This window comes from Rhizobium sp. 768_B6_N1_8, assembly GCF_051811225.1.
Classification (GTDB): Bacteria; Pseudomonadota; Alphaproteobacteria; order Rhizobiales; family Rhizobiaceae; genus Rhizobium.
Map to the genome: position 1 here is coordinate 4,629,686 of NZ_JBPWPV010000001.1, position 22,600 is coordinate 4,652,285.

25 protein-coding genes are annotated in these 22,600 nt (G+C 60.3%); 17 read left to right on the top strand and 8 right to left on the bottom strand.

The genetic code is table 11. The features are described 5' to 3' along the window. The first annotated feature begins 6 nt into the window (after positions 1-6). From AB8B33_RS23380 to deoA, 5 genes are read left to right on the top strand one after another with little or no spacing between them, the layout of a single operon-like run. Positions 7-978 carry an ABC transporter permease gene (locus tag AB8B33_RS23380; RefSeq protein ID WP_439017032.1) on the top strand — a complete coding sequence of 324 codons (972 nt, stop codon included), beginning with the start codon at positions 7-9 and terminating at the stop codon, positions 976-978. 1 nt (position 979) lies between these two features. Further along, the gene (locus AB8B33_RS23385) at positions 980-1,369 is read left to right on the top strand and encodes a cytidine deaminase (RefSeq protein ID WP_439017033.1); all 390 of its coding nucleotides are present in this window, start codon (positions 980-982) and stop codon (positions 1,367-1,369) included. After that, positions 1,366-2,160 (top strand): purine-nucleoside phosphorylase, encoded by a 795-nt coding sequence (locus tag AB8B33_RS23390; RefSeq protein ID WP_439017034.1) that lies wholly within the window; start codon positions 1,366-1,368, stop codon positions 2,158-2,160. Before AB8B33_RS23385 ends, AB8B33_RS23390 begins: the two co-directional genes overlap by 4 nt. Positions 2,161-2,181: 21 nt before the next feature. Next, on the top strand, positions 2,182-2,958 hold the full coding sequence (deoC, locus tag AB8B33_RS23395) for a deoxyribose-phosphate aldolase (protein WP_439017035.1): 777 nt from the start codon (positions 2,182-2,184) through the stop codon (positions 2,956-2,958). A gap of 1 nt (position 2,959) precedes the next feature. Then, positions 2,960-4,267: a thymidine phosphorylase gene (gene deoA / locus AB8B33_RS23400; RefSeq protein ID WP_439017036.1), complete on the top strand. Its 1,308-nt coding sequence runs from the start codon at positions 2,960-2,962 to the stop codon at positions 4,265-4,267. 6 nt (positions 4,268-4,273) lie between these two features. Here deoA and AB8B33_RS23405 read toward each other — a convergent pair whose 3' ends face one another. From AB8B33_RS23405 to AB8B33_RS23435, 7 genes are all read right to left on the bottom strand, one after another. Beyond that, on the bottom strand, positions 4,274-4,843 hold the full coding sequence (locus AB8B33_RS23405) for a TIGR02281 family clan AA aspartic protease (protein WP_310379766.1): 570 nt from the start codon (positions 4,841-4,843) through the stop codon (positions 4,274-4,276). A 125-nt stretch (positions 4,844-4,968) separates the two neighbouring features. Beyond that, entirely contained in the window at positions 4,969-5,598 is a 630-nt protein-coding gene (gene upp / locus AB8B33_RS23410; protein ID WP_037072717.1) for a uracil phosphoribosyltransferase, read from the bottom strand. A 210-nt stretch (positions 5,599-5,808) separates the two neighbouring features. Then, complete coding sequence (locus tag AB8B33_RS23415) at positions 5,809-6,777, bottom strand: adenosine deaminase (RefSeq protein ID WP_439017037.1); 969 nt, start codon at positions 6,775-6,777, stop codon at positions 5,809-5,811. Further along, a complete protein-coding gene (locus AB8B33_RS23420) occupies positions 6,774-7,994 on the bottom strand; it encodes a phosphopentomutase (RefSeq protein WP_439017038.1) in 1,221 nt (406 codons plus the stop codon). Before AB8B33_RS23420 ends, AB8B33_RS23415 begins: the two co-directional genes overlap by 4 nt. A 248-nt stretch (positions 7,995-8,242) precedes the next feature. Continuing rightward, positions 8,243-8,824, bottom strand: a complete 582-nt coding sequence (locus AB8B33_RS23425) for a TadE/TadG family type IV pilus assembly protein (RefSeq protein WP_439017294.1) — start codon at positions 8,822-8,824, stop codon at positions 8,243-8,245. Continuing rightward, positions 8,824-9,453 (bottom strand): TadE/TadG family type IV pilus assembly protein, encoded by a 630-nt coding sequence (locus tag AB8B33_RS23430; RefSeq protein ID WP_113320587.1) that lies wholly within the window; start codon positions 9,451-9,453, stop codon positions 8,824-8,826. Before AB8B33_RS23430 ends, AB8B33_RS23425 begins: the two co-directional genes overlap by 1 nt. Before the next feature lie 112 nt (positions 9,454-9,565). Next, positions 9,566-9,967: a pilus assembly protein N-terminal domain-containing protein gene (locus AB8B33_RS23435; protein ID WP_113320562.1), complete on the bottom strand. Its 402-nt coding sequence runs from the start codon at positions 9,965-9,967 to the stop codon at positions 9,566-9,568. A gap of 392 nt (positions 9,968-10,359) precedes the next feature. On the opposite strand from AB8B33_RS23435, the gene AB8B33_RS23440 reads away from it, so the two are divergent. The 11 genes from AB8B33_RS23440 to AB8B33_RS23490 all read left to right on the top strand — a co-directional run bounded on the left by AB8B33_RS23440 (position 10,360) and on the right by AB8B33_RS23490 (position 20,225). Then, a complete protein-coding gene (locus AB8B33_RS23440; RefSeq protein WP_113320563.1) occupies positions 10,360-10,548 on the top strand; it encodes a Flp family type IVb pilin in 189 nt (62 codons plus the stop codon). A gap of 51 nt (positions 10,549-10,599) precedes the next feature. Continuing rightward, the gene (locus AB8B33_RS23445) at positions 10,600-10,788 is read left to right on the top strand and encodes a Flp family type IVb pilin (protein WP_007827289.1); all 189 of its coding nucleotides are present in this window, start codon (positions 10,600-10,602) and stop codon (positions 10,786-10,788) included. Between the two features lie 101 nt (positions 10,789-10,889). Continuing rightward, positions 10,890-11,402 carry an A24 family peptidase gene (locus tag AB8B33_RS23450; protein WP_439017039.1) on the top strand — a complete coding sequence of 171 codons (513 nt, stop codon included), beginning with the start codon at positions 10,890-10,892 and terminating at the stop codon, positions 11,400-11,402. A 110-nt stretch (positions 11,403-11,512) separates the two neighbouring features. Further along, the gene (cpaB, locus tag AB8B33_RS23455) at positions 11,513-12,328 is read left to right on the top strand and encodes a Flp pilus assembly protein CpaB (RefSeq protein ID WP_439017040.1); all 816 of its coding nucleotides are present in this window, start codon (positions 11,513-11,515) and stop codon (positions 12,326-12,328) included. 5 nt (positions 12,329-12,333) lie between these two features. Then, positions 12,334-13,845, top strand: a complete 1,512-nt coding sequence (locus tag AB8B33_RS23460) for a type II and III secretion system protein family protein (RefSeq protein WP_439017041.1) — start codon at positions 12,334-12,336, stop codon at positions 13,843-13,845. Continuing rightward, a complete protein-coding gene (locus AB8B33_RS23465; protein ID WP_113320567.1) occupies positions 13,842-14,594 on the top strand; it encodes a CpaD family pilus assembly protein in 753 nt (250 codons plus the stop codon). Before AB8B33_RS23460 ends, AB8B33_RS23465 begins: the two co-directional genes overlap by 4 nt. 17 nt (positions 14,595-14,611) lie before the next feature. Beyond that, positions 14,612-15,889, top strand: coding sequence for an AAA family ATPase (locus AB8B33_RS23470; RefSeq protein WP_439017042.1), 1,278 nt, complete (start codon positions 14,612-14,614; stop codon positions 15,887-15,889). Positions 15,890-15,912: 23 nt separating this feature from the next. Beyond that, the gene (locus tag AB8B33_RS23475) at positions 15,913-17,400 is read left to right on the top strand and encodes a CpaF family protein (RefSeq protein WP_439017043.1); all 1,488 of its coding nucleotides are present in this window, start codon (positions 15,913-15,915) and stop codon (positions 17,398-17,400) included. Between the two features lies 1 nt (position 17,401). Beyond that, positions 17,402-18,409 carry a type II secretion system F family protein gene (locus AB8B33_RS23480; protein ID WP_439017044.1) on the top strand — a complete coding sequence of 336 codons (1,008 nt, stop codon included), beginning with the start codon at positions 17,402-17,404 and terminating at the stop codon, positions 18,407-18,409. Between the two features lie 15 nt (positions 18,410-18,424). Then, complete coding sequence (locus tag AB8B33_RS23485; protein WP_113320571.1) at positions 18,425-19,408, top strand: type II secretion system F family protein; 984 nt, start codon at positions 18,425-18,427, stop codon at positions 19,406-19,408. Between the two features lie 184 nt (positions 19,409-19,592). Continuing rightward, positions 19,593-20,225 (top strand): LysE family translocator, encoded by a 633-nt coding sequence (locus tag AB8B33_RS23490; RefSeq protein WP_037100579.1) that lies wholly within the window; start codon positions 19,593-19,595, stop codon positions 20,223-20,225. Position 20,226: 1 nt separating this feature from the next. Here the strand turns inward: AB8B33_RS23490 and AB8B33_RS23495 are convergent, their stop codons facing one another. Continuing rightward, a complete protein-coding gene (locus AB8B33_RS23495; protein ID WP_113320572.1) occupies positions 20,227-21,060 on the bottom strand; it encodes a tetratricopeptide repeat protein in 834 nt (277 codons plus the stop codon). Positions 21,061-21,198: 138 nt separating this feature from the next. Between AB8B33_RS23495 and AB8B33_RS23500 the strand changes: the two genes are divergently transcribed. Beyond that, on the top strand, positions 21,199-22,590 hold the full coding sequence (locus AB8B33_RS23500) for a leucyl aminopeptidase family protein (RefSeq protein ID WP_310379737.1): 1,392 nt from the start codon (positions 21,199-21,201) through the stop codon (positions 22,588-22,590). Positions 22,591-22,600: the final 10 nt, after the last annotated feature.

Consider the following 22,600-nt stretch of genomic DNA (forward strand, 5'->3'; position numbering starts at 1 on the left):
CGAATGATGGATTATTATGAAATCTTCATCAGCGTTCTGAGCTCGACGATCCGGCTCTCCATTCCGCTGATCTTTACAGCACTCGCCGGCCTGTTTTCCGAGCGCGCCGGCATTTTCGATATCGGCCTGGAAGGCAAGATGCTGGGCTCGGCCTTTGCCGCCGCCTGTGTCGCCTATCTCACCGGTTCAGCCTGGGCCGGCCTCGGTGCCGGCGTGGCTTGCTCGGTGGCGCTCAGCCTCGTGCATGGTTTTGCCTCGATCACCAATCGCGGCAACCAGATCATCTCGGGCGTCGCCATCAATTTCTTCATCGCCGGTATCACCATCGTGCTTGGAGGGGCCTGGTTCGAGCAGGGCGGCCGCACGCCGCAGCTGGCGGCCGAAGCCCGCTTCTCGCCGATTGTGCTTCCCGGCGCCGAGGCCATGCGCGAAGTGCCGATCATCGGCCCGCTCTATGCCGGCGTGATCTCCGGCAACAATATCCTCACCTATCTCGCCTTCCTCGCCGTGCCCTTCTCCTGGTGGGTCCTCTACCGCACGCGTTTCGGCCTGCGTCTTCGCGCCGTCGGTGAAAATCCGGGAGCGGTGGATACGGCAGGCATTTCGGTCTCCTGGCTGCGTTACCGCGCCGTCATGTGCGCCGGCATCCTCTGCGGCTTTGCCGGCACCTACCTGGCGATCGCCCAATCGGCTGCCTTCATCAAGGACATGTCGGCGGGCAAGGGCTATATCGCGCTTGCCGCTCTCGTCTTCGCCAAGTGGAGGCCGGTGCCTGTCATGTTCGCCTGCCTGCTCTTCGGCTTTCTCGATGCGTTGGCGAATTTCATGCAGGGCAAACAGGTGCCGCTGATCGGCGAAGTACCGGTACAGGTTTTCCAGGCTCTGCCCTATATCCTGACCTGTGTTCTGCTCGCCGGCTTCATCGGCGTTGCAATACCGCCGAAGGCCGGCGGCGTGCCCTATACGAAGGAGCGTTGATATGTCTCACGACCTGTTCGAAGCCGCCCGCGGCGCCATGGCCTTCGCGCATGCTCCTTATTCCAAGTTTCCCGTCGGCGCGGCAATCCGCGCCGAGGACGGCAAAGTCTATACCGGCGCCAATATCGAAAACCTCTCCTTCCCGCAGGGCTGGTGCGCAGAGCCGACGGCAATCAGCGCCATGATCATGGGCGGCGCGAAGAAGATCGTCGAAATGGCGGTCATCGCCGAAAAACTGCCGCTCTGCCCGCCTTGCGGCGGCTGCCGGCAGAAGATCTCGGAATTCGCCTCGAAGGACACGAAGGTCTATCTCTGCGATGAAGCCGGTGTGAAGAAGACCATGACCATGGAAGAGCTTCTTCCCTTCAGTTTTGAGACGGAACTCGGATGATCGCGACCATCGATCTGCTCGCGGCTCTGCTCGGCGGGCTCAAACCGCGCTACGGCATCGTGCTCGGCTCGGGCCTCGGCTCGCTGGTCAGTGAGCTCACCGATGTCGTGCGTATTCCCTATAAGGATCTGCCGGGTTTTCCGGTCAGCGCCGTCTCCGGCCATGCCGGAGAGGTCGTCGCCGGCCATCTCGGTTCGGTGCCGGTCATCATGCTCTCCGGCCGTGTCCACTATTATGAAAAGGGCGATGCAAACGCCATGCGCCTGCCGATCGAGGTCCTGCAGGCGCTCGGCGTCGAGGTCCTGATTCTCACCAATTCGGCGGGTTCGCTGAAAGAGGACATACCGCCCGGTTCGGTCATGCAGATTGCCGATCACATCAATTATTCCGGCATGAATCCGCTGATCGGGCAAGAGAGCGACCACCGTTTCGTTGGCATGACCAATGCTTATGACGCCGAGCTTTCGGCTGCCATGCGAGATGCAGCAAAGACGCTTGATATCCCGCTCGCAAGCGGCGTCTACATGTGGTTCTCGGGCCCAAGCTTCGAGACGCCGGCCGAAATCCGCATGGCCCGTGTTCTCGGCGCCGACGCGGTCGGCATGTCGACCGTGCCTGAAGTCATCATTGCAAGAATGCTGGGCTTGAGGGTTGCGGCTGCCTCCGTAATCACCAACTATGGGGCTGGCATGACCGGAGACGAGCTCAGCCACGAGGAAACCAAGGACATGGCGCCGGTTGGCGGTGCCCGTCTTGCCGCTATACTCAAAGAAATGATTGCCGGTAAATGATTGCCGGTGGAGGAAGCGAAAATGAATAGCTATTCCAGCCGGGAAACGGCCGCCGTTGCCCTTTCCCTTCTCGACCTCACCAATCTGAAGGATGACTGCACCCAGGAGCAGATCGATACGCTTTGCGCCCGCGCGCAGACACCCTATGGCAGCAGTGCCGCAATCTGCATCTGGCCGCGTTTCGTCGCCCATGCCCGCATCGTGCTCGGCAAGGGCCACCCGGTCCGTATCGCGACCGTCGTCAATTTTCCCTCCGGCGACATGGAAATCGCTGATGTCGCCGCCGAAACGCGCGAGGCGATCGCCGATGGCGCCGATGAGATCGATCTCGTCATCCCCTATCGCAGGCTGATGGCAGGCAACGAGAAGGCCGTTACCGATATGGTCGCGGCCGTGCGCGCCGAGTGCGTTGCACCCGTGCTCCTGAAGGTCATCATCGAGACCGGCGAGCTGAAGGATGCCGCCCTCATCCGCCGTGCCTCGGAACTGGCGATCGAAGCGGGCGCCGATTTCATCAAGACCTCTACCGGCAAAGTTGCCGTCAACGCGACGCTGGAAGCAGCCGACATCATGATCCGCGCGATCAGAGAGAGCGGCCGCAAGGTGGGTTTCAAGCCGGCTGGCGGCATATCGACCGTTGCGGATGCGGCCCTTTATCTGAGCCTTGCGGAAACCATCATGACGCCGGACTGGGCGATGCCCTCCACGTTCCGTTTCGGTGCCTCCGGCCTGCTCGACAATATCCTCTCCGTGCTCAGCGGCACGGAGCCGAAGCCGGCGGCAGCCTCGAGCTATTGAGATGATCCCCCAGGAGATCATCCGCCAGAAGCGCAACGGCGCCGAACTGCCGACCGATGATATCGACGCCTTTATCGCAGCCCTGGCTGCCGGCAATCTGTCGGAAGGCCAAATCGGCGCCTTTGCCATGGCGGTCTGGTTCAAGGGCATGTCACGCACCGAGACCGTCGCGCTGACGCTTGCCATGGCGCGCTCCGGCGACATGCTCTCCTGGGAAGGCGTCGATCGGCCAGTCGCGGACAAGCACTCGACCGGGGGAGTGGGCGACAACGTCTCGCTGATGCTTGCCCCGATCGCCGCCGCTTGCGGTCTGGCCGTGCCGATGATTTCCGGCCGCGGCCTCGGTCATACCGGGGGAACGCTGGACAAGCTCGAATCCATTCCAGGCTATACGATCAATCCGGATGCCACTCTCTTCCGCAAAGTGGTGAAGGAGGTCGGCTGCGCCATCATCGGTCCGACGGGTGCCCTGGCGCCGGCCGATGGCCGGCTCTATGCCGTGCGCGATGTGACGGCCACCGTCGATTCCATCCCGCTGATAACAGCCTCGATCCTGTCGAAGAAGCTTGCCGCCGGCCTTCAGACATTGGTGCTCGATGTCAAAACCGGCAACGGCGCTTTCATGGCCGATCCGGAGCAGGCAATCGTGCTGGCGCATTCGCTGGTCGAAGTCGCAAATGGCGCGGGCGTGAAGACATCTGCGCTGATCACGGACATGAATCAGCCGCTTGCCGATAGCGCCGGCAATGCCGTGGAAATACACAACTGCCTTGATTTCCTGGCAGGCCGAAAGGCCGGTACCCGTCTTGAAACCGTGGTGCTTGCCTTTGCCGCCGAGATGCTCGTGCAGTCGGGTATTGCGGGCTCGCTTATGGAGGCGGAGAGCAAGGCACAGGATGCTCTCTCTTCCGGCAAGGCTGCGGAGATCTTCGCGCGCATGGTGCATATGCTCGGCGGCCCGGCCGATCTTCTGGAACGGCCGGATGCCTATCTGCGCAAGGCACCGATAGAGCGGCCTGTTCCGGCATCGCGCACCGGCTGGCTCGCGGCCTGCGACGCCCGCGATGTGGGCGTGAGCGTGATCGACCTTGGCGGCGGGCGACGCCATCCGGCTGACAGGATCGACCACAGCGTCGGCTTCACCGGTCTGCTGCCGCTTGGAACGCGTGTGAATGAGGGCGATCCGATAGCGCTCGTTCACGCTGCCGACGAGGCTTCGGCAGAAAGGGCCGTCGTCGCACTTGCCGCAAACTATCGCATTGCAGACGAGAAGCCGGAGCTTCCCCCAGTTATCGCCGGCCGTATCTGATGGAGTTTACTGCTTGAGGCTGAGTGAGCCGTCGGCGACGGAGTAGGAGGCAAGCTTCTGCAGGAAGCTCATGCCAACAAGCGTGCCGCTCAGCGCCTCGTCTTTCAGCACGAAGGCTTCGACGCTGCGAACGCGAATGCCGCCGATTTCCACGCGGTCGAGCATCACATGCGCCGCCTTGGTCTGGCCGTTCGCCGTATTGACCGCATAGCGGAAATCGAGCTGGTTGCCGGAAAAGCCGAGCCTGCGGGCGAGGCTTTCGTTCAGCGCGACATAGGTGGCGCCGGTATCGATCAGCCCCTGTACCGGCTTGCCGTTGATCCTGAAATTGCCGGTATAGTGGCCCTGAGCATCAGCCTGCAGGCGGATCATGCCGCCATCGGCGATCGTGGCCGACGTATCGGGTGCACTATCTTCGGTCGAGACGAAATTTGCGGAGATCGTATTGCCGGGCTGCTGCGTCGTGCGGGTGAGCAGAGAAGGCACTTGTGTCGCCAGCGCAGCCGCGATGCTGGCAAATATGACGGTACGCATGAGCATGAAACAGAAATCCTTCCTGTATAAACCCCGCCTCATGCGGGACCTCACGCTTCAAGCAGCTAAGCCATAAGTGCTGAAAAGTTGCTAACGGCGACATAAAAAAGGCCCGGAACGAACCGCCGGGCCTTGCAAGGTTTTCGAATTGGTAAAGGAAGCCGAAACTATTTGGTACCGTACATCCGGTCGCCGGCATCGCCGAGACCGGGCACGATATAGCCCTTCTCGTTCAGATGGCTGTCGATCGCCGCCGTGAAGACCGGAACGTCAGGGTGGGCGCTACGGAAGTTCTTGATACCTTCCGGAGCGGCCAGCAGGCAGAGGAAGCGGATGTTGTGGGCTCCACGCTCCTTCAGCTTGTCGATGGCCGCAATCGAGGAGTTGCCGGTCGCAAGCATCGGGTCGACCACGATGATCAGGCGCTCGGCGACATCCTCGGGCGCCTTGAAGTAATATTCGACCGGCTGCAGCGTTTCATGGTCGCGATAGACGCCGATATGGGAAACACGGGCGGACGGCACGAGATCGAGCATGCCTTCCAGAAGACCGTTGCCGGCGCGCAGGATGGAGGCGAAAACCAGCTTCTTGCCTTCGAGGATCGGCGACTGCATCTGCTGGATCGGCGTTTCGATCGTCTCCATCGTCAGCTCCAGATCGCGGGTGACCTCATAACAAAGCAATGTCGAGATCTCGCGCAACAGCCGGCGGAAGCTGCCTGTCGAGGTTTCCTTGCGCCGCATGATGGTGAGTTTGTGCTGCACGAGCGGGTGATCGATGACTGTGACGCCGTCCATAGGGAAACCTTCCAATTCTTTGTTCTTATCGGCTGTTTCTTTCATGGAAATCGTCTCCTCTGCAAGAGCGGAGGCGAATTTGCCTGGAGCATTAACAATCTCGCACCACTAAAGCATGCCGCGCAAAAGTGCGCCGCGGTTTTGCGATAACGGCATGCGAAAATAAAAGTCTAAAGCGTGGTAAGCGAATCCGATAGATCGCGGCACGCTTTAGAGCCGGGCAAGCAACGCCTGGCGGGTCTCTTCGTCGACGAAGGCTGCCTCGATGGCCGTTCGCGTCATAGCATTGATTTCAGCGTCACTGAAGGCGAAGGCCTCCGAGGCAAGCTCGTATTCCCGCTTGAGCGATGTGTGGAAAAATGGCGGATCGTCGGAGCTGATCGTCACCTTCACGCCCGCATCTCTCAGCCTGCCCAACGGGTGCGAGACGAAATCCGGAAAAACCTTGAGCGCGATATTCGAGCCGGGGCAGACCTCCAGTACCGTGCCGAGGTCTGCAAGCCGCTTGACGAGTTCGGCATCCTCGATTGCCCGCACACCGTGGCCGATACGCGAAGGGCGCACCTCATCCAATGCGTCCGAAACGCTGAAGGCGCCGCAAACTTCACCGGCATGGATGGTAAGGCCGAGCCCTGCATCGCGGGCGATGTCGAAGGCGCGCGCATAGTCGGCAACGCGACCCATCCGCTCCTCGCCGGCGAGATTGAAGCCGGTGATCAGCGGGTTATTGGCCTTTGCCGCATATTCCGCAGCGCCGATCACGCTTTCCGGACCGAAATGTCGTTCCCCGGTCACGATCAGCCGGGCCTCGATGCCGCTTTTTGCCTTCGCCCGGCGGATGCCTTCGCAAACACCGGATATATAGGCGTCCGCACCGAGGCCGATGCGCTTGCCGTGGTCGGGTGAAACGATGAGCTCGCTGTAGATCGTACCGATGCCGGCAAGTTCTTCCAGATAGGTTTCCGTCAGCAGCGCATAGTCTTCCTCGGTCTTGTAGACCTCGGAAACCTTGTCGTAACATTCCAGAAAGCTCGCGAAATCATGCCAGACATAGGCGCCGCCCTGCAGATGGGCGCTGATGTCGATGTTGTATTTGCGCGCCTGAGCCTCGGTCAGATCAGGGGGAGCAGCACCCTCCAGATGGCAGTGCAGCTCGACCTTCCTCAAATGCGATGTCACAGAAAACTCCTCCCATGCTGTCCCGAGGGAATACCGAGATGCCGCGCAATGCTCTCGCCGATATCGGCATAGGTCCGGCGCAGGCCGACCGAACGTGACCTGATGCCGGGACCGTAAGCGATAACAGGCACGCGCTCGCGCGTATGGTCGGTGCCGCGCCAGGTCGGGTCGCAGCCGTGATCGGCAGTCAGGATCACGAGGTCGCCGGCCCGCAGCTTCCGGTGAACTTCAGTAAGGCGCTCGTCGAAGGCTTCAAGGGCAGCTGCATAACCCGGCACGTCGCGGCGATGGCCGTACAGCATGTCGAAATCGACGAAATTGGTGAAGACAAGATCGCCATCCTCCGCTTCGTCTATCGCAGCAAGGGAGGCATCCATCAGGGCATCGTTGCCATTAGCCTTGATGACCCGTGAAACGCCATGATGAGCGAAGATATCGCCGATCTTGCCGATCGCGTGCACATTGCGGCCATGCTGGACGAGCCGGTCGAGCAATGTCGGCTCCGGCGGCGGCACCGAGAAGTCGCGACGGTTGCCGGTTCTTTGGAAGGTCGCGGCGCTCTGGCCAATGAAGGGGCGCGCGATGACGCGGCCAATATTATAGGGATCGAGAAGGCTGCGGGCGATCTGGCAGAAGGTGAGCAGGCGGTCGAGGCCGAAATAGACCTCATGAGCCGCCACCTGGAACACGGAATCCGAGGAAGTGTAGCAGATCGGCTTGCCGCTGCGCATATGCTCTTCACCGTAACGGGCGATGATCTCCGTTCCCGAGGCATGGCAGTTGCCGAGAATGCCGGGCACATCCGCTGCGCGGCAGAGCGCGTCGATCAGTTCCTGCGGAAAGGCATCGCCTTCGCTCGGAAAATAGCCCCAGTCGAAGGTAACAGGCGTTCCGGCGATTTCCCAATGACCTGATGGCGTGTCCTTGCCGCGCGAAGTTTCGTTGGCAGCGCCGTAGATGCCGTAGATCTTGTCCGGCAACGGCATGCCGGCCGGAAACTGGCCGGAAGCCGCCCGCGCAATATGCAGCAGCCCGAGCGCCGACATGTTCGGGAGTGCGAGGGGGCCGGAACGCAGACCGGCTCGGTCGGCAGCACCTGCCGCACAGAATTCGGCGATATGGCCGAGCGTGTCGGCGCCTTCATCGCCATAGGTCGCCGCATCCGGTGCTCCGCCGACACCGAAGGAATCCAGAACGAAGAGAAAGGCACGCGCCATTTTTCACCCGTATTATCTGCCGTCGCCAGCGTATAGCTGGAACGATCCGACTACAGCGCCGCGCGTCTTTTCGGACGCGCAAAGGACGCTGTAGCACTTTAAATTGCTGCATAATTTTATCCTTAAATCGATTCCGATTTAAGGAATTATGCAGTAGCGCACAGCCATATAATGACGGGAACGGCTTGGCAAATTTGCGGTGTGGAACTTAAAGTTTGGCAGGCGGATCCGAAGGATCGCGACACGCTTCAGCAGTCGCCGCAGGGAATATTGTCGTTTTGCCGCTGGCGATAGAAATAGCTGCGGCTGATCGTGATGGTGCGCGTCTCCGCCGGCAAGAAGCTGGGAGCAAAGACGAGCAGCGTATAGGGCGTGCTGAGCTCGGTGCGGACAAGGAAGCTGTTTGCTTTCTTCATTTCCGTCGGCACATCTGAAACCGCGCTGTTCTTGGCATAGGGTGCTGCACCGCTTGGGGCCCAGGACCAAAGAACCGTGGGATTGGCGCTGCCGTCGATCTGGATTGCCGTGACCTTCAATGAGAGACCGGAACTGTCATAAGGCGCGAAGATCGCCGGGGCAGCTTTGGCGATATCTGTGAGCGAGCTTTTGGTGACGCTCTGCTGCTGGGTAATGATATCGGCGATCGAGCCGGCGGCACGTGTCGTGCGCTTGCTGACGTTGAGCCCGAGCGTGATCTCGAATGCGCCGAGATAGAGCATGATCAGAACCGGGAAGATGATCGCAAACTCGATGGCGCCCACGCCCTTCCGGTCGCGTACAAAGCGCCGCGCCGTCGAAGCCAGCCAGATCAGGGGTCCGCGGCGTGCCATCATGGATACTGCTCGTTCTGGAAGGCTGCCGTGGCGACGATCAGATATTCGCTCGGCATGGAACTGCCGACTGGGCGAAGGCCGGTGACATAAGGACGGACGAGATCGACGGTGATGGACCAGCGGTAATAGGCGCGCACCATGTTGATCGAGCCGGGGCCGCCGGGCGTGAACTTGAAATCCGAAGTCTTGAGATCGGAATATTTATCCGCAGACACTCTCGGGATCGTCGTCGGAATGGACGCAAAGTTTGTGAAGCTCTGTACATCCAAATATAGCTTGCCAGGTGTCGCCGCCTCCGTCGCCGAGCAGCGGATGATGATCGAGATCTCGTCGCAGAAGGCCTGCCGGAACTGTGTCTGCGTCTTGTAGGTCGTACGGGTGGAATCGAATGTGATCTGCCCCGTCCGCATCTGACGGCTCATCGTATCGACGGCGCTCGAGACGAGTTGTTCCGCCGCAAAGGCGATGAAGGTTTCCAGGATGGCGAATATGATGATGAAATAGGGAATGGCCAGCAACGCGAATTCGATCGCGGCAGAGCCATCACGCGAGCGGGCCAAGGCGCGAAGTCTGGATAAACGGAGGGACGCACGCACCTTGCCCGTCTCCTGCTCACGGATCGCCATGGTCTGGCCTCGAAAATGTTCTTCGGGCGCCACACTAAGACGCGTTCGTTGATTTTCCGTTTCAGGTCGGAGCAGCTATTTTAACGAATAGGTGTGAGCTGGGCGTAATTGGCTAGTTTCCGGAAGCCGCTTCACCCTGCTGCGAATGCTGCTCGCAATTGGGCGTGCAGGAAAGAACCGAGCGCTCCGTCTGGCGATAGACGCGCACTGTGTTGCCTTCATCGATGGAGACGAGAATGCGTTCGTCCAGAATGGCGTTGCCATCGGTATCGAGCAGCACGATGTTGGTGGTGCCGAAGGCGCGGCCCGTCAAGACGATTGTCTTGGCATCGGCGACAGTCGCATCGGCAACCTTGGAATTGCCGACGATGACCTTGCTGACCGGCCGGTCGAGCTTCAGGACGCGCGCGTGATCCATATAGACGCGCAGCATGTCTTCCTGGGCGGAGGCCGCGGATGCCGTAAGAGCCGCAATCACCCAGGCAAAGAAAACGGTCTTGCCGTTCGATGGCATTTTGGCCCTCTTTCACGATCGTAATGCTAATTGCAGATAGAATGGAAAAAAATGGTGAACGAAGCTTTAAGCTCTCCATGCCATGTTCATGAGTGAAACGCCCTGGATTGTTTCGGTACGCTTCGATGAGGCATGAAATCGACGGGCAGCAGAAATTCGTGCCATTTCTGGATGCTTGAAAGCTATTGTTTCACTTTGCTTCCGGAAATTCCTTAGAAATGCAAGCAATGCGGTAAGGAATTACTTACCCTGACTGGGCCGGTTGTCTCGTTTACGCCTTGTTAACGCATTTCATTAAGTCGATGGAAACAGCCATTCGCTAGGTTGCAGCCATCCGATCAACGGCAACAGTTGGCGGACGTGCTGAACATCAACTGGAGTTAGGAGTAACCATGACCAAGCTTTTTAGCCGTTTTCTGAAGGATGAATCCGGCGCGACCGCAATCGAATACGGCCTGATCGCCGCCCTCATTTCCGTAGCCCTCGTTGCTGGCGCCACCACGCTCGGCACCAAGCTCAACGCCACGTTCGCTGGACTTGGCACAAAGCTGTCCGATGCTACGGCGAAGACGGCCCCTTAATAGCTGCGGCGTAGCTCTGGTTCAGAGCATCAACTGGAGTTAGGAGTGACCATGATCAAGCTTTTTAGCCGTTTTTTGAAAGATGAATCCGGCGCGACCGCAATCGAATACGGCCTGATCGCCGCCCTCATTTCCGTAGCCCTCGTTGCTGGCGCCACCACGCTCGGCACCAAGCTCAATGACACGTTCGGCGAGCTCGGTCTAAAGCTGACTAATGCCACGACGAAGACCACTCCGTAATAACTGGAGCGTAGCTCTGGTTCACTGCGATCAGGCTCACGAGCGAACCGCCGTGAGCCTGTTTTGTCTTGGGCAGATGAGAACTTGGGGCAGGTGAGAAGATGATCGTAGCCGCAATACTTCTGGTTTTTCCGCTCTGCCTTGCTTTCGCGGCCATATCCGATCTGTTGACAATGACGATCCCGAACAGGGTATCGTTGATCCTGATAATTTCATTCGCCGTGCTGGCGCCTTTGAGCGGCCTGGCTCTTCCGGCGATCGGAATGCACGCACTTGGCGCCGCCATCGTGTTCGGCATTTGTTTTGCCCTGTTTGCGCTCAATGTGATGGGCGGTGGAGACGCCAAACTCTTGAGCGCGGCCGCAATTTGGTTCGGTTACGATCCCGCTCTGCTGTCTTTTCTAGTTTATGTCAGTGTCACCGGCGGCCTGGTGACGTTCGCAATCCTGTTGATCCGCTCGCAGGCAAATACGATATTGGCCATTGGGCTCCCTATTCCCAATTCGCTCCTGCTAGCGAATAAGATTCCCTACGGTATCGCCATCGCGATCGGCGGCTTCCTGGCGTTTCCGTCCTCGCCGCTCTTCATCGCCGCGCTGGAAAGCCTGAAATGACGGCATTTTAATCGGCCGTTAACTTAAAATGTAAGTGTTCCATTAACCATAATTATACCAATTCCTGAGCATTCTGCGGGGCGAACGCGTTGTGCCCCAAGGAATGATCAATGAAACCGGCCCGCCTTATTATCCTAGCTGTCGCCGTGGTGGCAGCCGGCCTCGCCGGTCTTCTTGCGATGAACATGGCCGGTAGTGGCGGTGTCGTCACGAAGGTTCAATCCGTTATCGAGAAGGAGCCGACCGTCAACGTATTGGTCTCCAGCGCCAATCTTCCTGTCGGCGCGAGACTGGATGAGAAGGCCGTTCACTGGATGGCCTGGCCTCAGAACGGCGTTGTCCAGGGTTTCATTACCGAGACCGACCGGCCGGATGCGATCAAGGATCTGCAGGGCGCCGTCGTGCGCTTGCCCGTCTTCGAAGGAGAGCCGATCCGTCCGGAGAAGGTCGCCGATTCCAACAGTCGTATCCTGTCTTCGCTGTTGCCCGCCGGCAAGCGCGCCGTCGCGACCGAAATCTCCGTCGCGACCGGCGCCGGCGGCTTCATCCTCCCCAATGACCGCGTCGATGTCATCATGGTGCGCAAGGGGCAGGGCACGGACAAATACATAACCGAAACCGTGCTCAGCAATGTCCGTGTTCTCGCCATCGACCAGCAGATCGAGGAGAAGGAAGACGGCACCAAGGCAGCGGTCGGCACGACAGCAACCCTGGAGCTGACCCCCGACCAGACCAAGGTTCTGGCCGTCGCCCAACAGATGGCCGATCGCCTTTCGCTTGCGCTGCGTTCCGTCGCCGATGCGCAGGAGCAGGATACCAGCGCGGCAGACTATCTGCTCAGCGGCGATAACGGCAGCGCACTCATCCAGGTCATCAAGTCCGGCTCCATCGTCACGGATGCCACCGGCTCAATAAAGCCGGAGTAAGGGAAATGCAGATGGGCAACTCAAAACAGCGCACCAGGCTTTTCCTGACCGGCTGCCTTTCTCTGGCAATGGCGGCGACGGGCGTTACGCTGCCTTCCTTTCATGCGCCTTTCGACGTGAAGCAGGCCAACGCCGGCTCGGAAAGCCTCATCCGCATTTCGCAAAGCGGTCCCGGCGCACATCGCCGTCTGAAGCTCGGCCTCAACAAGGCTGTTGTCGTCGACCTGCCGGAAGACGCACATGACATTCTCGTTTCCGATCCCAGCATGGCCGATGCCGTGACCCGTACGTCGCGGCGCATCTATCTTTTCGGCAAGAAGGTCGGACAGACCAACATCTTCGTTTTCGGCGCCAGCGGCGAGGAGGTCGTCAGCCTTGATATCGAGATCGAGCGCGACGTTTCCGGTCTTGAGACCAATCTGCGCCGCTTCATTCCCGACTCCGCCATCAAAGTCGAGATCGTTTCTGATAATATCGTGCTGACGGGTACCGTTCGCACGCCGCAGGATGCAACCCAGGCAGCATCGCTCGCCGAAGCATTCCTGAAGGGCGGCGAGGCCACGACGCGCACGGAAACCGCTTCAGGTACCGGCGGCGACAGTGCGGTTGCGCTCTTTGCTGAAAACCGCCAGGTCTCCCAGGTCGTCAACCTCTTGCAAATCCAGGGCGAAGACCAGGTCACGCTCAAGGTCACGATCGCCGAGGTTCGCCGTGAAATCCTGAAACAGCTTGGCTTCGACAATCTCGTCACCAATTCCTCGGGCATGACGGTCGCCCAGCTCGGCAGCCCCTCGGCGGATACGGCCACATCCGTCGTCGGTGGTGGCCTCGCCGCACTCTTCAAGAACTCGATCGGCAAATACGATATTTCGACCTACCTGAATGCGTTGGAACAGGGCAAGGTCGTTCGCACGCTGGCCGAACCCACGTTGACGGCGATCTCCGGTCAGGCCGCGACTTTCAATTCCGGCGGTCAGGTTCTTTATTCAACGACGGACAACCAAGGCAACGTCACGGTCGTTCCCTATAACTACGGTATCAATCTGGCTTTCAAACCGGTGGTCCTTTCTTCCGGCCGCATCAGCCTGCAGATCAAGACCAACGTCTCGGAGCCGGCGCCGTCGGTATCGGGTACCGCGCCCACCTATCAGCGCCGCTCGGCAGAGACTTCAGTCGAACTCCCTTCGGGCGGTTCGATCGCTCTTGCAGGCCTCATTCGGGACAACATTTCCCAGACGATGAACGGCACACCTGGCGTCTCGAAGATCCCGCTTCTCGGCACGCTCTTCCGCCAGAAGGGATTTGAGCGCCAGGAAACGGAGCTGGTCATCATCGCAACGCCCTATCTGGTGCGTCCGGTGGCGCGCAACCAGCTCAATCGTCCGGATGACAATTTCAGTCCGGAAAACGATGCCTCCGCCTTCTTCATGAACCGCGTCAACAAGGTTTACGGCAGCCGCCAGGCGCCGGTTGCCGATGCACAGTTCCACGGTTCCATCGGGTTTATCTACAAATGAGCGGAGCGCGGTCTGGACCGATGAAAAAGAACAGAGATCAGGCGATGGCTCCTTCGAATACGAGACAGTCCCGAGGCGCAAAACCACTGCTCGTGGCTGCTTCGCTCGCCGTTGCCATCCTTTCCGGCTGCGCCGGCCCGCGCGACCAACTGACGACGGGCGGCATCCCTGATGACTACCGGGAGCGCCATCCCATTGTCGTTACGGAAGCCGAGCAGACGGTAGACATTCCCGTCGCCTCTACCGATCGCCGCCTGACGATTGCCCAGCGTGAGCTGATCCGCGGCTTTGCAACCAACTATGTGTCGCGCGCCTCCGGCCCGGTCTATATCCTGTCTCCGGAAGGTTCACCGAATGCGGGAGCGGCCCGCGCCCTGCGCAGCCAGGTCCGGGCCGAACTTGCCTCGCGCGGTATTGCCAGCAACAAGATCATCAATACGTCCTATGCGGCAACCGGTCTCCTCGATGCTGCACCGCTGCGGCTGAGCTTTACCGGCACAACGGCGGTAACGACCCAGTGCGGCCAATGGCCGAAGGATATCACGGCCGACTTCACGAACCAGAACTATTACAATTTCGGCTGTGCCTCGCAGAACAACCTCGCCGCCCAGGTCGCCAATCCGGAAGATTTCGTCGCTCCGCGCGGCATGACCCCGATCGACGCAGAGCGGCGCAATCAGGCGATCCAGGAATACCGGACGACGACGTCCACGATCGAGGACGTCGATTCCGGCCAGACCGGTTTCTGATCAGGCGGGATGGAACGATGAGCACCGTCGACTACGAGATCAAGAATACCAGCGAACTCCGCCATGCCGAAGAGGCAATGCGCATGGGCGAACTGGAAAACATGCGGCCGCTGCCGCGCATCTCCGTTCATGCCTTCTGCGAGAGCGAAGGACTGCAGCGGGTGATGGAGCGCTGCGCCAATGACCGGCGCATGTCGAAAGTCAGTCTGCGCATCACCAGCGGCGGCACGGCTGCTGCTGCAAACATGTTCTCAAGCACACCGACGCCGAACCTGATCATCATCGAGACCAGGGCGAACTCCGCCAGCCTGCTCGCCGAACTCGCGCCGCTCGCTGCCGTCTGTGATCCCTCGACCAAGGTCATCATCGTCGGCTACTACAACGACATCGGCCTCTACCGCGATCTGATCCGCAACGGTATTTCCGAATATATGGTCCAGCCTGTCGCCATGCCCGATATCATGGGCGCAATGGCAACGATCTTCGTCGATCCGGAAGCCGAGCCGCTTGGCCGCTCCATCGCCTTCATTGGCGCCAAGGGCGGGGTCGGGGCCTCGACGATCGCCCATAATTGCGCCTTCGGCATCTCCAACCTGTTCTCGACCGAGACGATCCTGGCCGATCTCGACCTGCCCTATGGCACGGCGAACATCGATTTCGATCAGGATCCGGCCCAGGGCATTGTCGAGGCCGTCTTTGCGCCGGAGCGGCTTGACGAGGTTTTCCTCGATCGCCTGCTGACCAAGTGCTCGGAGCATCTTTCACTGCTGGCCGCTCCCTCGCTTCTCGACCGCGCCTATGATTTCGAGGGCCAAGCCTTCCAGCCGGTGATGGATGTGCTGCAGCGCAGCGCGCCTGTAACGGTGCTCGACGTTCCGCATGCCTGGTCGGACTGGACCCGTACGGTACTGTCAAGCGCCGACGAAGTGGTTATCTGCGCGGTTCCCGATCTCGCCAACCTGCGCAACACCAAGAACATGCTTGATGCGCTCCGTAAGATACGCCCGAACGACAAGGTGCCGCATCTCATTCTCAATCAGGTCGGTATGCCGAAGCGGCCGGAAATCTCGGTTTCCGATTTCTGCGAGCCGCTGGAAGTCGAACCGATTGCCATCATTCCCTTCGATATCGCCCTCTTCGGAAACGCCGCCAACAGTGGCCGGATGATTTCGGAGGTCGATCCGAAATCTCCGACGGCGGAGACTTTTTCGCAGATCTCGCACATCGTCACCGGTCGCGTGGCAATCAAGAAATCCAGGAAGGGCGGCCTTCTCGGCCTTCTGAAGCGTAAGTGAACGAGTAGAATTGGATCGGATCAATGTTCGGAAAACGCGGAAATGAAGGTTTCGGAAAGGCCGGTGTCGGCGGTGTCGCCGCTCCGCCGCCGCCGCCGATGCCGGCTGCCGCCCCGGCAGCCCCATCCGGTCCCGCAGTGCTCGTCGAGCCGTCGCGCGAGCCTGTCCGCCAGCAGGTGGCGCCGCCGCCGATGCAGACGCCGCAGCGCAAGCGCCCCGCTCGCACGGACGAATATTACGATACCAAGGCGCAGGTTTTTTCCGCGCTGATCGATACGATCGACCTCTCGCAGCTTTCCAAGCTGGACGGCGAAAGCGCGCGCGAGGAAATCCGCGATATCGTCAACGATATCATCACCATCAAGAATTTTGCGATGTCGATCTCCGAGCAGGAGGAACTGCTCGAGGATATCTGCAATGACGTGCTGGGCTACGGTCCGCTGGAGCCGCTGCTGGCGCGCGACGACATTGCCGACATCATGGTCAACGGTGCGGGTCAGACCTTCATCGAAGTCGGCGGCAAGACTATCGAATCCGAAATCCGCTTCCGCGACAATTCGCAGCTTCTTTCGATCTGCCAGCGCATCGTCAGCCAGGTCGGCCGTCGTGTCGATGAATCGAGCCCGATCTGCGACGCGCGCCTGCCTGACGGCTCACGTGTCAACGTCATTGCGCCACCGCTTTCCATCGATGGCCCAGCACTCACCATCCGCAAATTCAAGAAGGACAAGCTGACGCTTGATCAGCTGGTGCGCTTCGGCGCGATCACGCCCGAAGGCGCGACCATCCTGCAGATCATCGGCCGCGTCCGCTGCAACATCATCATCTCCGGCGGTACGGGTTCCGGCAAGACCACGCTTCTGAACTGCCTGACGAACTACATCGACCGCGACGAGCGCGTTATCACCTGCGAGGATACGGCCGAACTGCAGCTCCAGCAACCGCATGTCGTGCGTCTCGAAACCCGCCCGCCGAACATCGAAGGCGAGGGCGAGATCACCATGCGCGATCTGGTCAAGAACTGCCTGCGCATGCGTCCCGAACGCATCATCGTCGGCGAAGTGCGCGGACCGGAGGTTTTCGACCTCCTGCAGGCCATGAACACCGGCCACGATGGCTCCATGGGCACGATCCACGCCAACAACCCACGCGAATGCTTGAGCCGTATGGAATCGATGATCGCCATGGGTGGCTTTACCTTGCCCGCAAAGACCGTGCGCGAGATCATCTCCTCCTCGATTGATGTCATCATCCAGGCGCAGCGCCTGCGCGACGGTTCGCGCCGCATCACCCAGATCACCGAGGTGGTCGGGATGGAAGGTGACGTCATCATCACCCAGGACCTGATGCGCTACGAGATCGAAGGCGAGGACGCGAGCGGTCGTCTGATTGGCCGTCATATGTCTGCCGGTATCGGCAAGCCGCATTTCTGGGATCGCGCCCGCTATTACAACGAAGAAAAACGCCTCGCCGCCGCGCTCGACGAGATGGAATCGAAATCGAAGGATTGAGATGTTTGGCATCGATCCGACAGTGCTGGCAATTGTCGTTCTCGCAGCCGTTGCGGCGGCCGCGGTGAGCTATGCCGTATTGTTCTCACGTATCGAGAGCGACAAGAAATCGGCAAGTCGCATCAACCGCGTCAAGTCGGCCGAACTCGACCGTACCAAGGTCAAGGCCGCCCGCGACCGTGTGCAGGAACTGTCGAAGCGCCGCAAATCGATGCAGGACAGCCTGAAGGATCTCGAAAAGCGGCAGCACGAAAAGACCAAGAAGACACTGTCGCTGAAATCCCGCCTGGTGCAGGCGGGACTGCCGATCACGCCCGTCCGTTTCTATCTTTTCAGCGCGCTCTTCGCGTTTGTGCTGCTGGTCGTGCTTTTCATCGTCGGCGCATCGACACCGATCATGCTCGGTATTCCCGTGGTCGCAGGGCTTGGTCTGCCGCGCTGGGTGCTGGGCTTCCTCGTCTCGCGCCGCCAGAACAAGTTCCTCGATGAATTTCCGAACGCGCTCGACGTCATCGTCCGCTCCATCCGCTCCGGCCTCCCGCTGAACGATGCGATCCGCCTCGTTGCGACCGAGGGGGTCGAGCCCGTCAAGGGCGAATTCCGCCGTATCGTCGAATCGCAGCAGGTGGGTCTCAGCGTGCCCGAAGCCTGTGCCCGCATGACCAATCAGATGCCGTTGCAGGAAGTCAATTTCTTCGCGATCGTCATCGCCATCCAGTCGCAGGCCGGCGGCAACCTGTCGGAAGCGATCGGCAATCTCTCCAAGGTGCTGCGCGACCGCAAGAAGATGAAGGCCAAGGTGAAGGCGCTGTCGATGGAAGCCAAGGCATCTGCCGTCATCATCGGCGCCCTTCCATTCATCGTTGCCACGCTCGTCTACCTGACGTCGCCGCAATACATGATGATCCTGTTCACCGATCCGCGCGGCCACTTCATCATGGGCTTTTCGGCGGTCTGGATGTCGATCGGCATCTTCGTGATGCGCAATATGATCAACTTCGATATCTAGCGGGAGCAAAGCAGCATGTCGCAGGAACTCGCCGCAACATTGACCGACCCCGCCATGATCGTCGCGGTGCTCGTCGCCATTGCCGTCTTTGCCACCTTCTACACGCTTGCCGTTCCCTTTTTCGAGCGCGGCGATCTCAACAAGCGCATGAAGGCTGTCTCGACCGAGCGCGAGCAGATCCGCGCCCGCGAGCGAGCCCGTATGAATGCCGACGTCGGCGGCAAGGCCACGCTCAGAAGCCAGAACAACCGGCCCGTCCGCCAGATCGTCGAGCGTTTCAACCTGCGCAAGGCGCTCGTCGACGACAACACGATGAACAAGCTGCGCGCAGCTGGCTTTCGCTCGGAAAACGCGTTGAACACCTTCCTCGTCGCGCGCTTTCTTCTGCCGTTTCTCTTCCTGGCCGTTGCCGCATTCTGGATGTTCGGACTCGGCAACCTTGCGGAGAAGGGCCTGCCGATACGGGTCTTCATCGTCATCGGCATCGCCTATATCGGCTTCTATGCACCGAACATCTATATCTCCAACCGTATGGGCAAGCGTCAGCTATCCATCAAGCGCGCCTGGCCGGACGCGCTGGACATGATGCTGATTTGCGTGGAATCGGGCATTTCCATCGAAGCGGCCATGCGTCGCGTCTCCGAAGAGCTCGGCGAACAATCGCCGCCGCTTGCCGAGGAAATGGTGCTGACGACCGCTGAGCTCTCCTTCCTGCCGGATCGCCGCGCCGCACTCGAGAATCTCGCAACCCGCACCCAGATCGATCTCGTTCGTTCGGTCACCCAGGCGCTCATGCAGGCGGACCGCTACGGTACGCCCATTGCGACGGCGCTGCGCGTGCTTGCGCAGGAAGGCCGCGACGAACGTATGAACGAGGCGGAAAAGAAGGCTGCTGCCCTGCCACCGAAGCTGACCGTTCCGATGATCCTCTTCTTCCTGCCGGTATTGATCGCCGTCATCCTTGGTCCCGCCGGCATCCAGGTTGCCGACAGGTTCTGACGCTTGCCGCCGTCAAGAGATCCGATGACCCCGCTTTTCCGCGTGACTGGCGAAACGGATGGCGACCCATCGATAAGGGCGGAACTTCGCGCCACCCGCTTGGCAACCCTTGATCACGTGAGCAATACCGGCAAAACTATACAGCGGTTTTGCGTCTGGAATTGTGTGAAAATGGAGTTTTGCCATGTCCTCTCTGGGCATCTTTATCAGCATCATCAGCGCTTTGATGATCGGCGCTATGAGCCCCGGTCCGAGTTTCGTCGTCGTCTCGCGGATTGCCATTTCCCGTTCCCGCTTTGACGGACTTGCCGCTGCACTCGGCATGGGCATCGGCGGCGTGACCTTCGCTATCCTTGCGCTTGCCGGCTTGACGGCGCTGCTTTCACAATTCGAGTGGCTCTATCTGGTGTTGAAGATCGCTGGCGGAGCCTACCTGCTCTACATCGCCTTCGCGATCTGGAAGGGAGCAAGCGAGCCGCTTGTATTGTCGGGCGATGTCGCCGGCAAAAGCGTGCCGGCACGCAGTTTTACGGCTGCTCTGTTGACGCAGTTGAGCAATCCGAAGACGATTGTTGTCTACGCCAGCATCTTTGCAGCACTGCTGCCCAAAACCGTGCCGGCGGAGCTTTTGCTGGCGCTGCCGGTGGGCGTCTTCCTGGTGGAGGCGGGATGGTATGCGATTGTGGCATTTGCCTTCTCGGCCCATCATCCGCGAAAGCTCTATATCGCCGCCAAGGTCTGGATCGACAGGGCGGCAGGCGCTGTCATGGCCGGCCTTGGCCTGCGTCTCATCCTCTCGGGACTGAGCAGCAAATAGGTCAGTTGGTACTGGCGGCGGCAGACGACGTCGTGTCTTTTGCCGCGAGCTTCTGCCAGGAATTCTGCTGGGAAAGCATGCCGCGCAGATAGGCGACATTCGCATCGGCCTGCTGCGGCGAAAGCTCGCGCCGCGCAATCTGCTCTGCCTCGGGGAATCTGCCCTGCAGGCCGACGACGAGGGCGAGGTTCTGGCGCACGCGGCTGTCGGCGGAAGGCTGGCCGGCGGCCGAGCGCAGATAGGTTTCCGCCGTGCGCAGATCGCCTGTCAGAAGATAGGACATGCCGAGGTTGGAAAGGATCGACGGCTCGTTCGGCTGAATATCGAGCGCATCGCGGTAGCGCTGGCGTGCGTCGCTTGGCTTGCCCATCTGATCGAGGATCGCGCCTTCCGCCGAGATCAGCCGCCAGTCGGGCCGATCGGGTGTCTGTGCCCTGCCGATCGTATCCAGCGCCTGCTGAAGCTGCCCCGCAGCGGCCTGCGCCTTGCCGTAGGCGGCAAGCACGTTGCGATCACTGGGATTGGCGATGGCAACCTGCTGCATGACGGCAAGCGCTTGCGCGTCGCGTCCGTTCATCCGCAGCAGATTCGCATAGTTTACGCCGTTGACGGGATCGCGCGGATTCTTCTCATAGGCCCGGCCGACGCGGTCGATGGCGGCCCGCAATTCGTTGGCATCCATCTGCTCGACTGGCCTGTCGAGTTTCGGGATCGAACCGGTTGTCATCCGATCCTTTGATGTCGTCGAGCAGCCGCCGAGGGCGAGCATGGCGAGAAGAGCCACGGTTCCCTGAAAAACACGCTTCTTATAAGGGGTAGAGGCCGAGAAGGGCATTGCGCGTTCCTGAATAAATCGGCGCCTGACCTCGAAGCGGAACAGGGAAAGGTTTGACGCAATCTTCGCTCCAGCAATAGTCTGTTAACCCTAACAGACCGTTAAGAAATGATTCTGCCCCGCCGCTTAAGGACAATCATGGCCCCCTTCCAGTTCATCGAAAGACCCACGCCTTTCAACACCAAGGGTGGGTCGACGCTGCCCATCTTCGCTGTCACGCCCGCCCATATCGAAACCGGCACGATCGATCCGATCGCGCTCGATTGGGCCGGCAAGGCCGGCTACAAGGCGGAAAGCGGCTCGGTGCTGCTGATCCCCACCGCCGAGGGTCACCTCGGCGGCGCGCTCTTCGGGCTCGGCAGTAATCCGTCGGAACAGCCTTTTATAACCGGCAAGCTAGCCCGCGCACTTCCGGCCGGCGACTGGCACATCGAGACCGCACCGCTGACGGCCAACCGCCTGGCGCTCGGCTTCGGTCTCGGCAGCTACCGCTTTGACCGCTACAAGTCTGAAAAATCCCCGGCTGCGACGCTGATGATCCCGCGCGATGCAGACGGCAACGAGATCAAGCGCCAGCTCGCCGGCGTCTTCCTCGCCCGCGACCTCATCAACACGCCGACCAACGACATGGGTCCGGAACAGCTCGAAGCCGCCTTCCGTGGCTTGGCCCAGCACTACAAGGCGGAGATGTCGGTCATCATTGGCGACGACCTGCTCAAGGAAAACTTCCCGCTCGTCCACACTGTCGGCCGCGCCAGCGCCGATGCGCCGCGCCTTCTGGAGCTGCGCTGGGGCAAGAAGGGCCACCGCAAGGTGACGCTGGTCGGCAAGGGCGTCTGCTTCGATACAGGCGGTCTCGACATCAAGCCGGCTTCCTCCATGCTGCTGATGAAGAAGGACATGGGCGGTGCGGCAAACGTCATGGGCCTGGCGCTCATGATCATGGATGCCAAGCTGAAGGTGGATTTGCGCGTCATCATCCCGGTCGTCGAGAATTCCATCTCGTCGAATGCCTTCCGCCCCGGCGATATCTACAAGAGCCGCAAGGGCCTGACGGTCCAGATCGACAATACCGATGCCGAAGGCCGCCTGATTCTGGCCGATGCGCTCGCTTATGCCGACGAGGAAGAACCCGATCTGCTGATCGACATGGCGACCCTGACGGGTGCCGCTCGCGTTGCCCTCGGCCCCGATCTGCCGCCCTTCTTCACCGATGATGCGATCCTCGCTCACGACTTGACGGAGGCAAGCCTCGAGACGGACGATCCGCTCTGGCGGCTGCCGCTGTACGCCGGCTACGAGAAGGACATCCGCACCAAGTTTGCCGATATCACCAATGCTCCGGCGGGCGGCATGGCCGGTGCGATCACCGCGGCACTCTTCCTGAAGCGCTTCGTCAGCAAGGCAAAGAGCTGGGCGCATTTCGATATCTACGGTTGGGCACCGAACGAGCGCGCACATTCGCCTGGAGGCGGCGAGGCGCAGGCCATCCGCGCGCTCTACCATCACATCCGCCACAGCGTCCGCTGAGCCGCCAAAG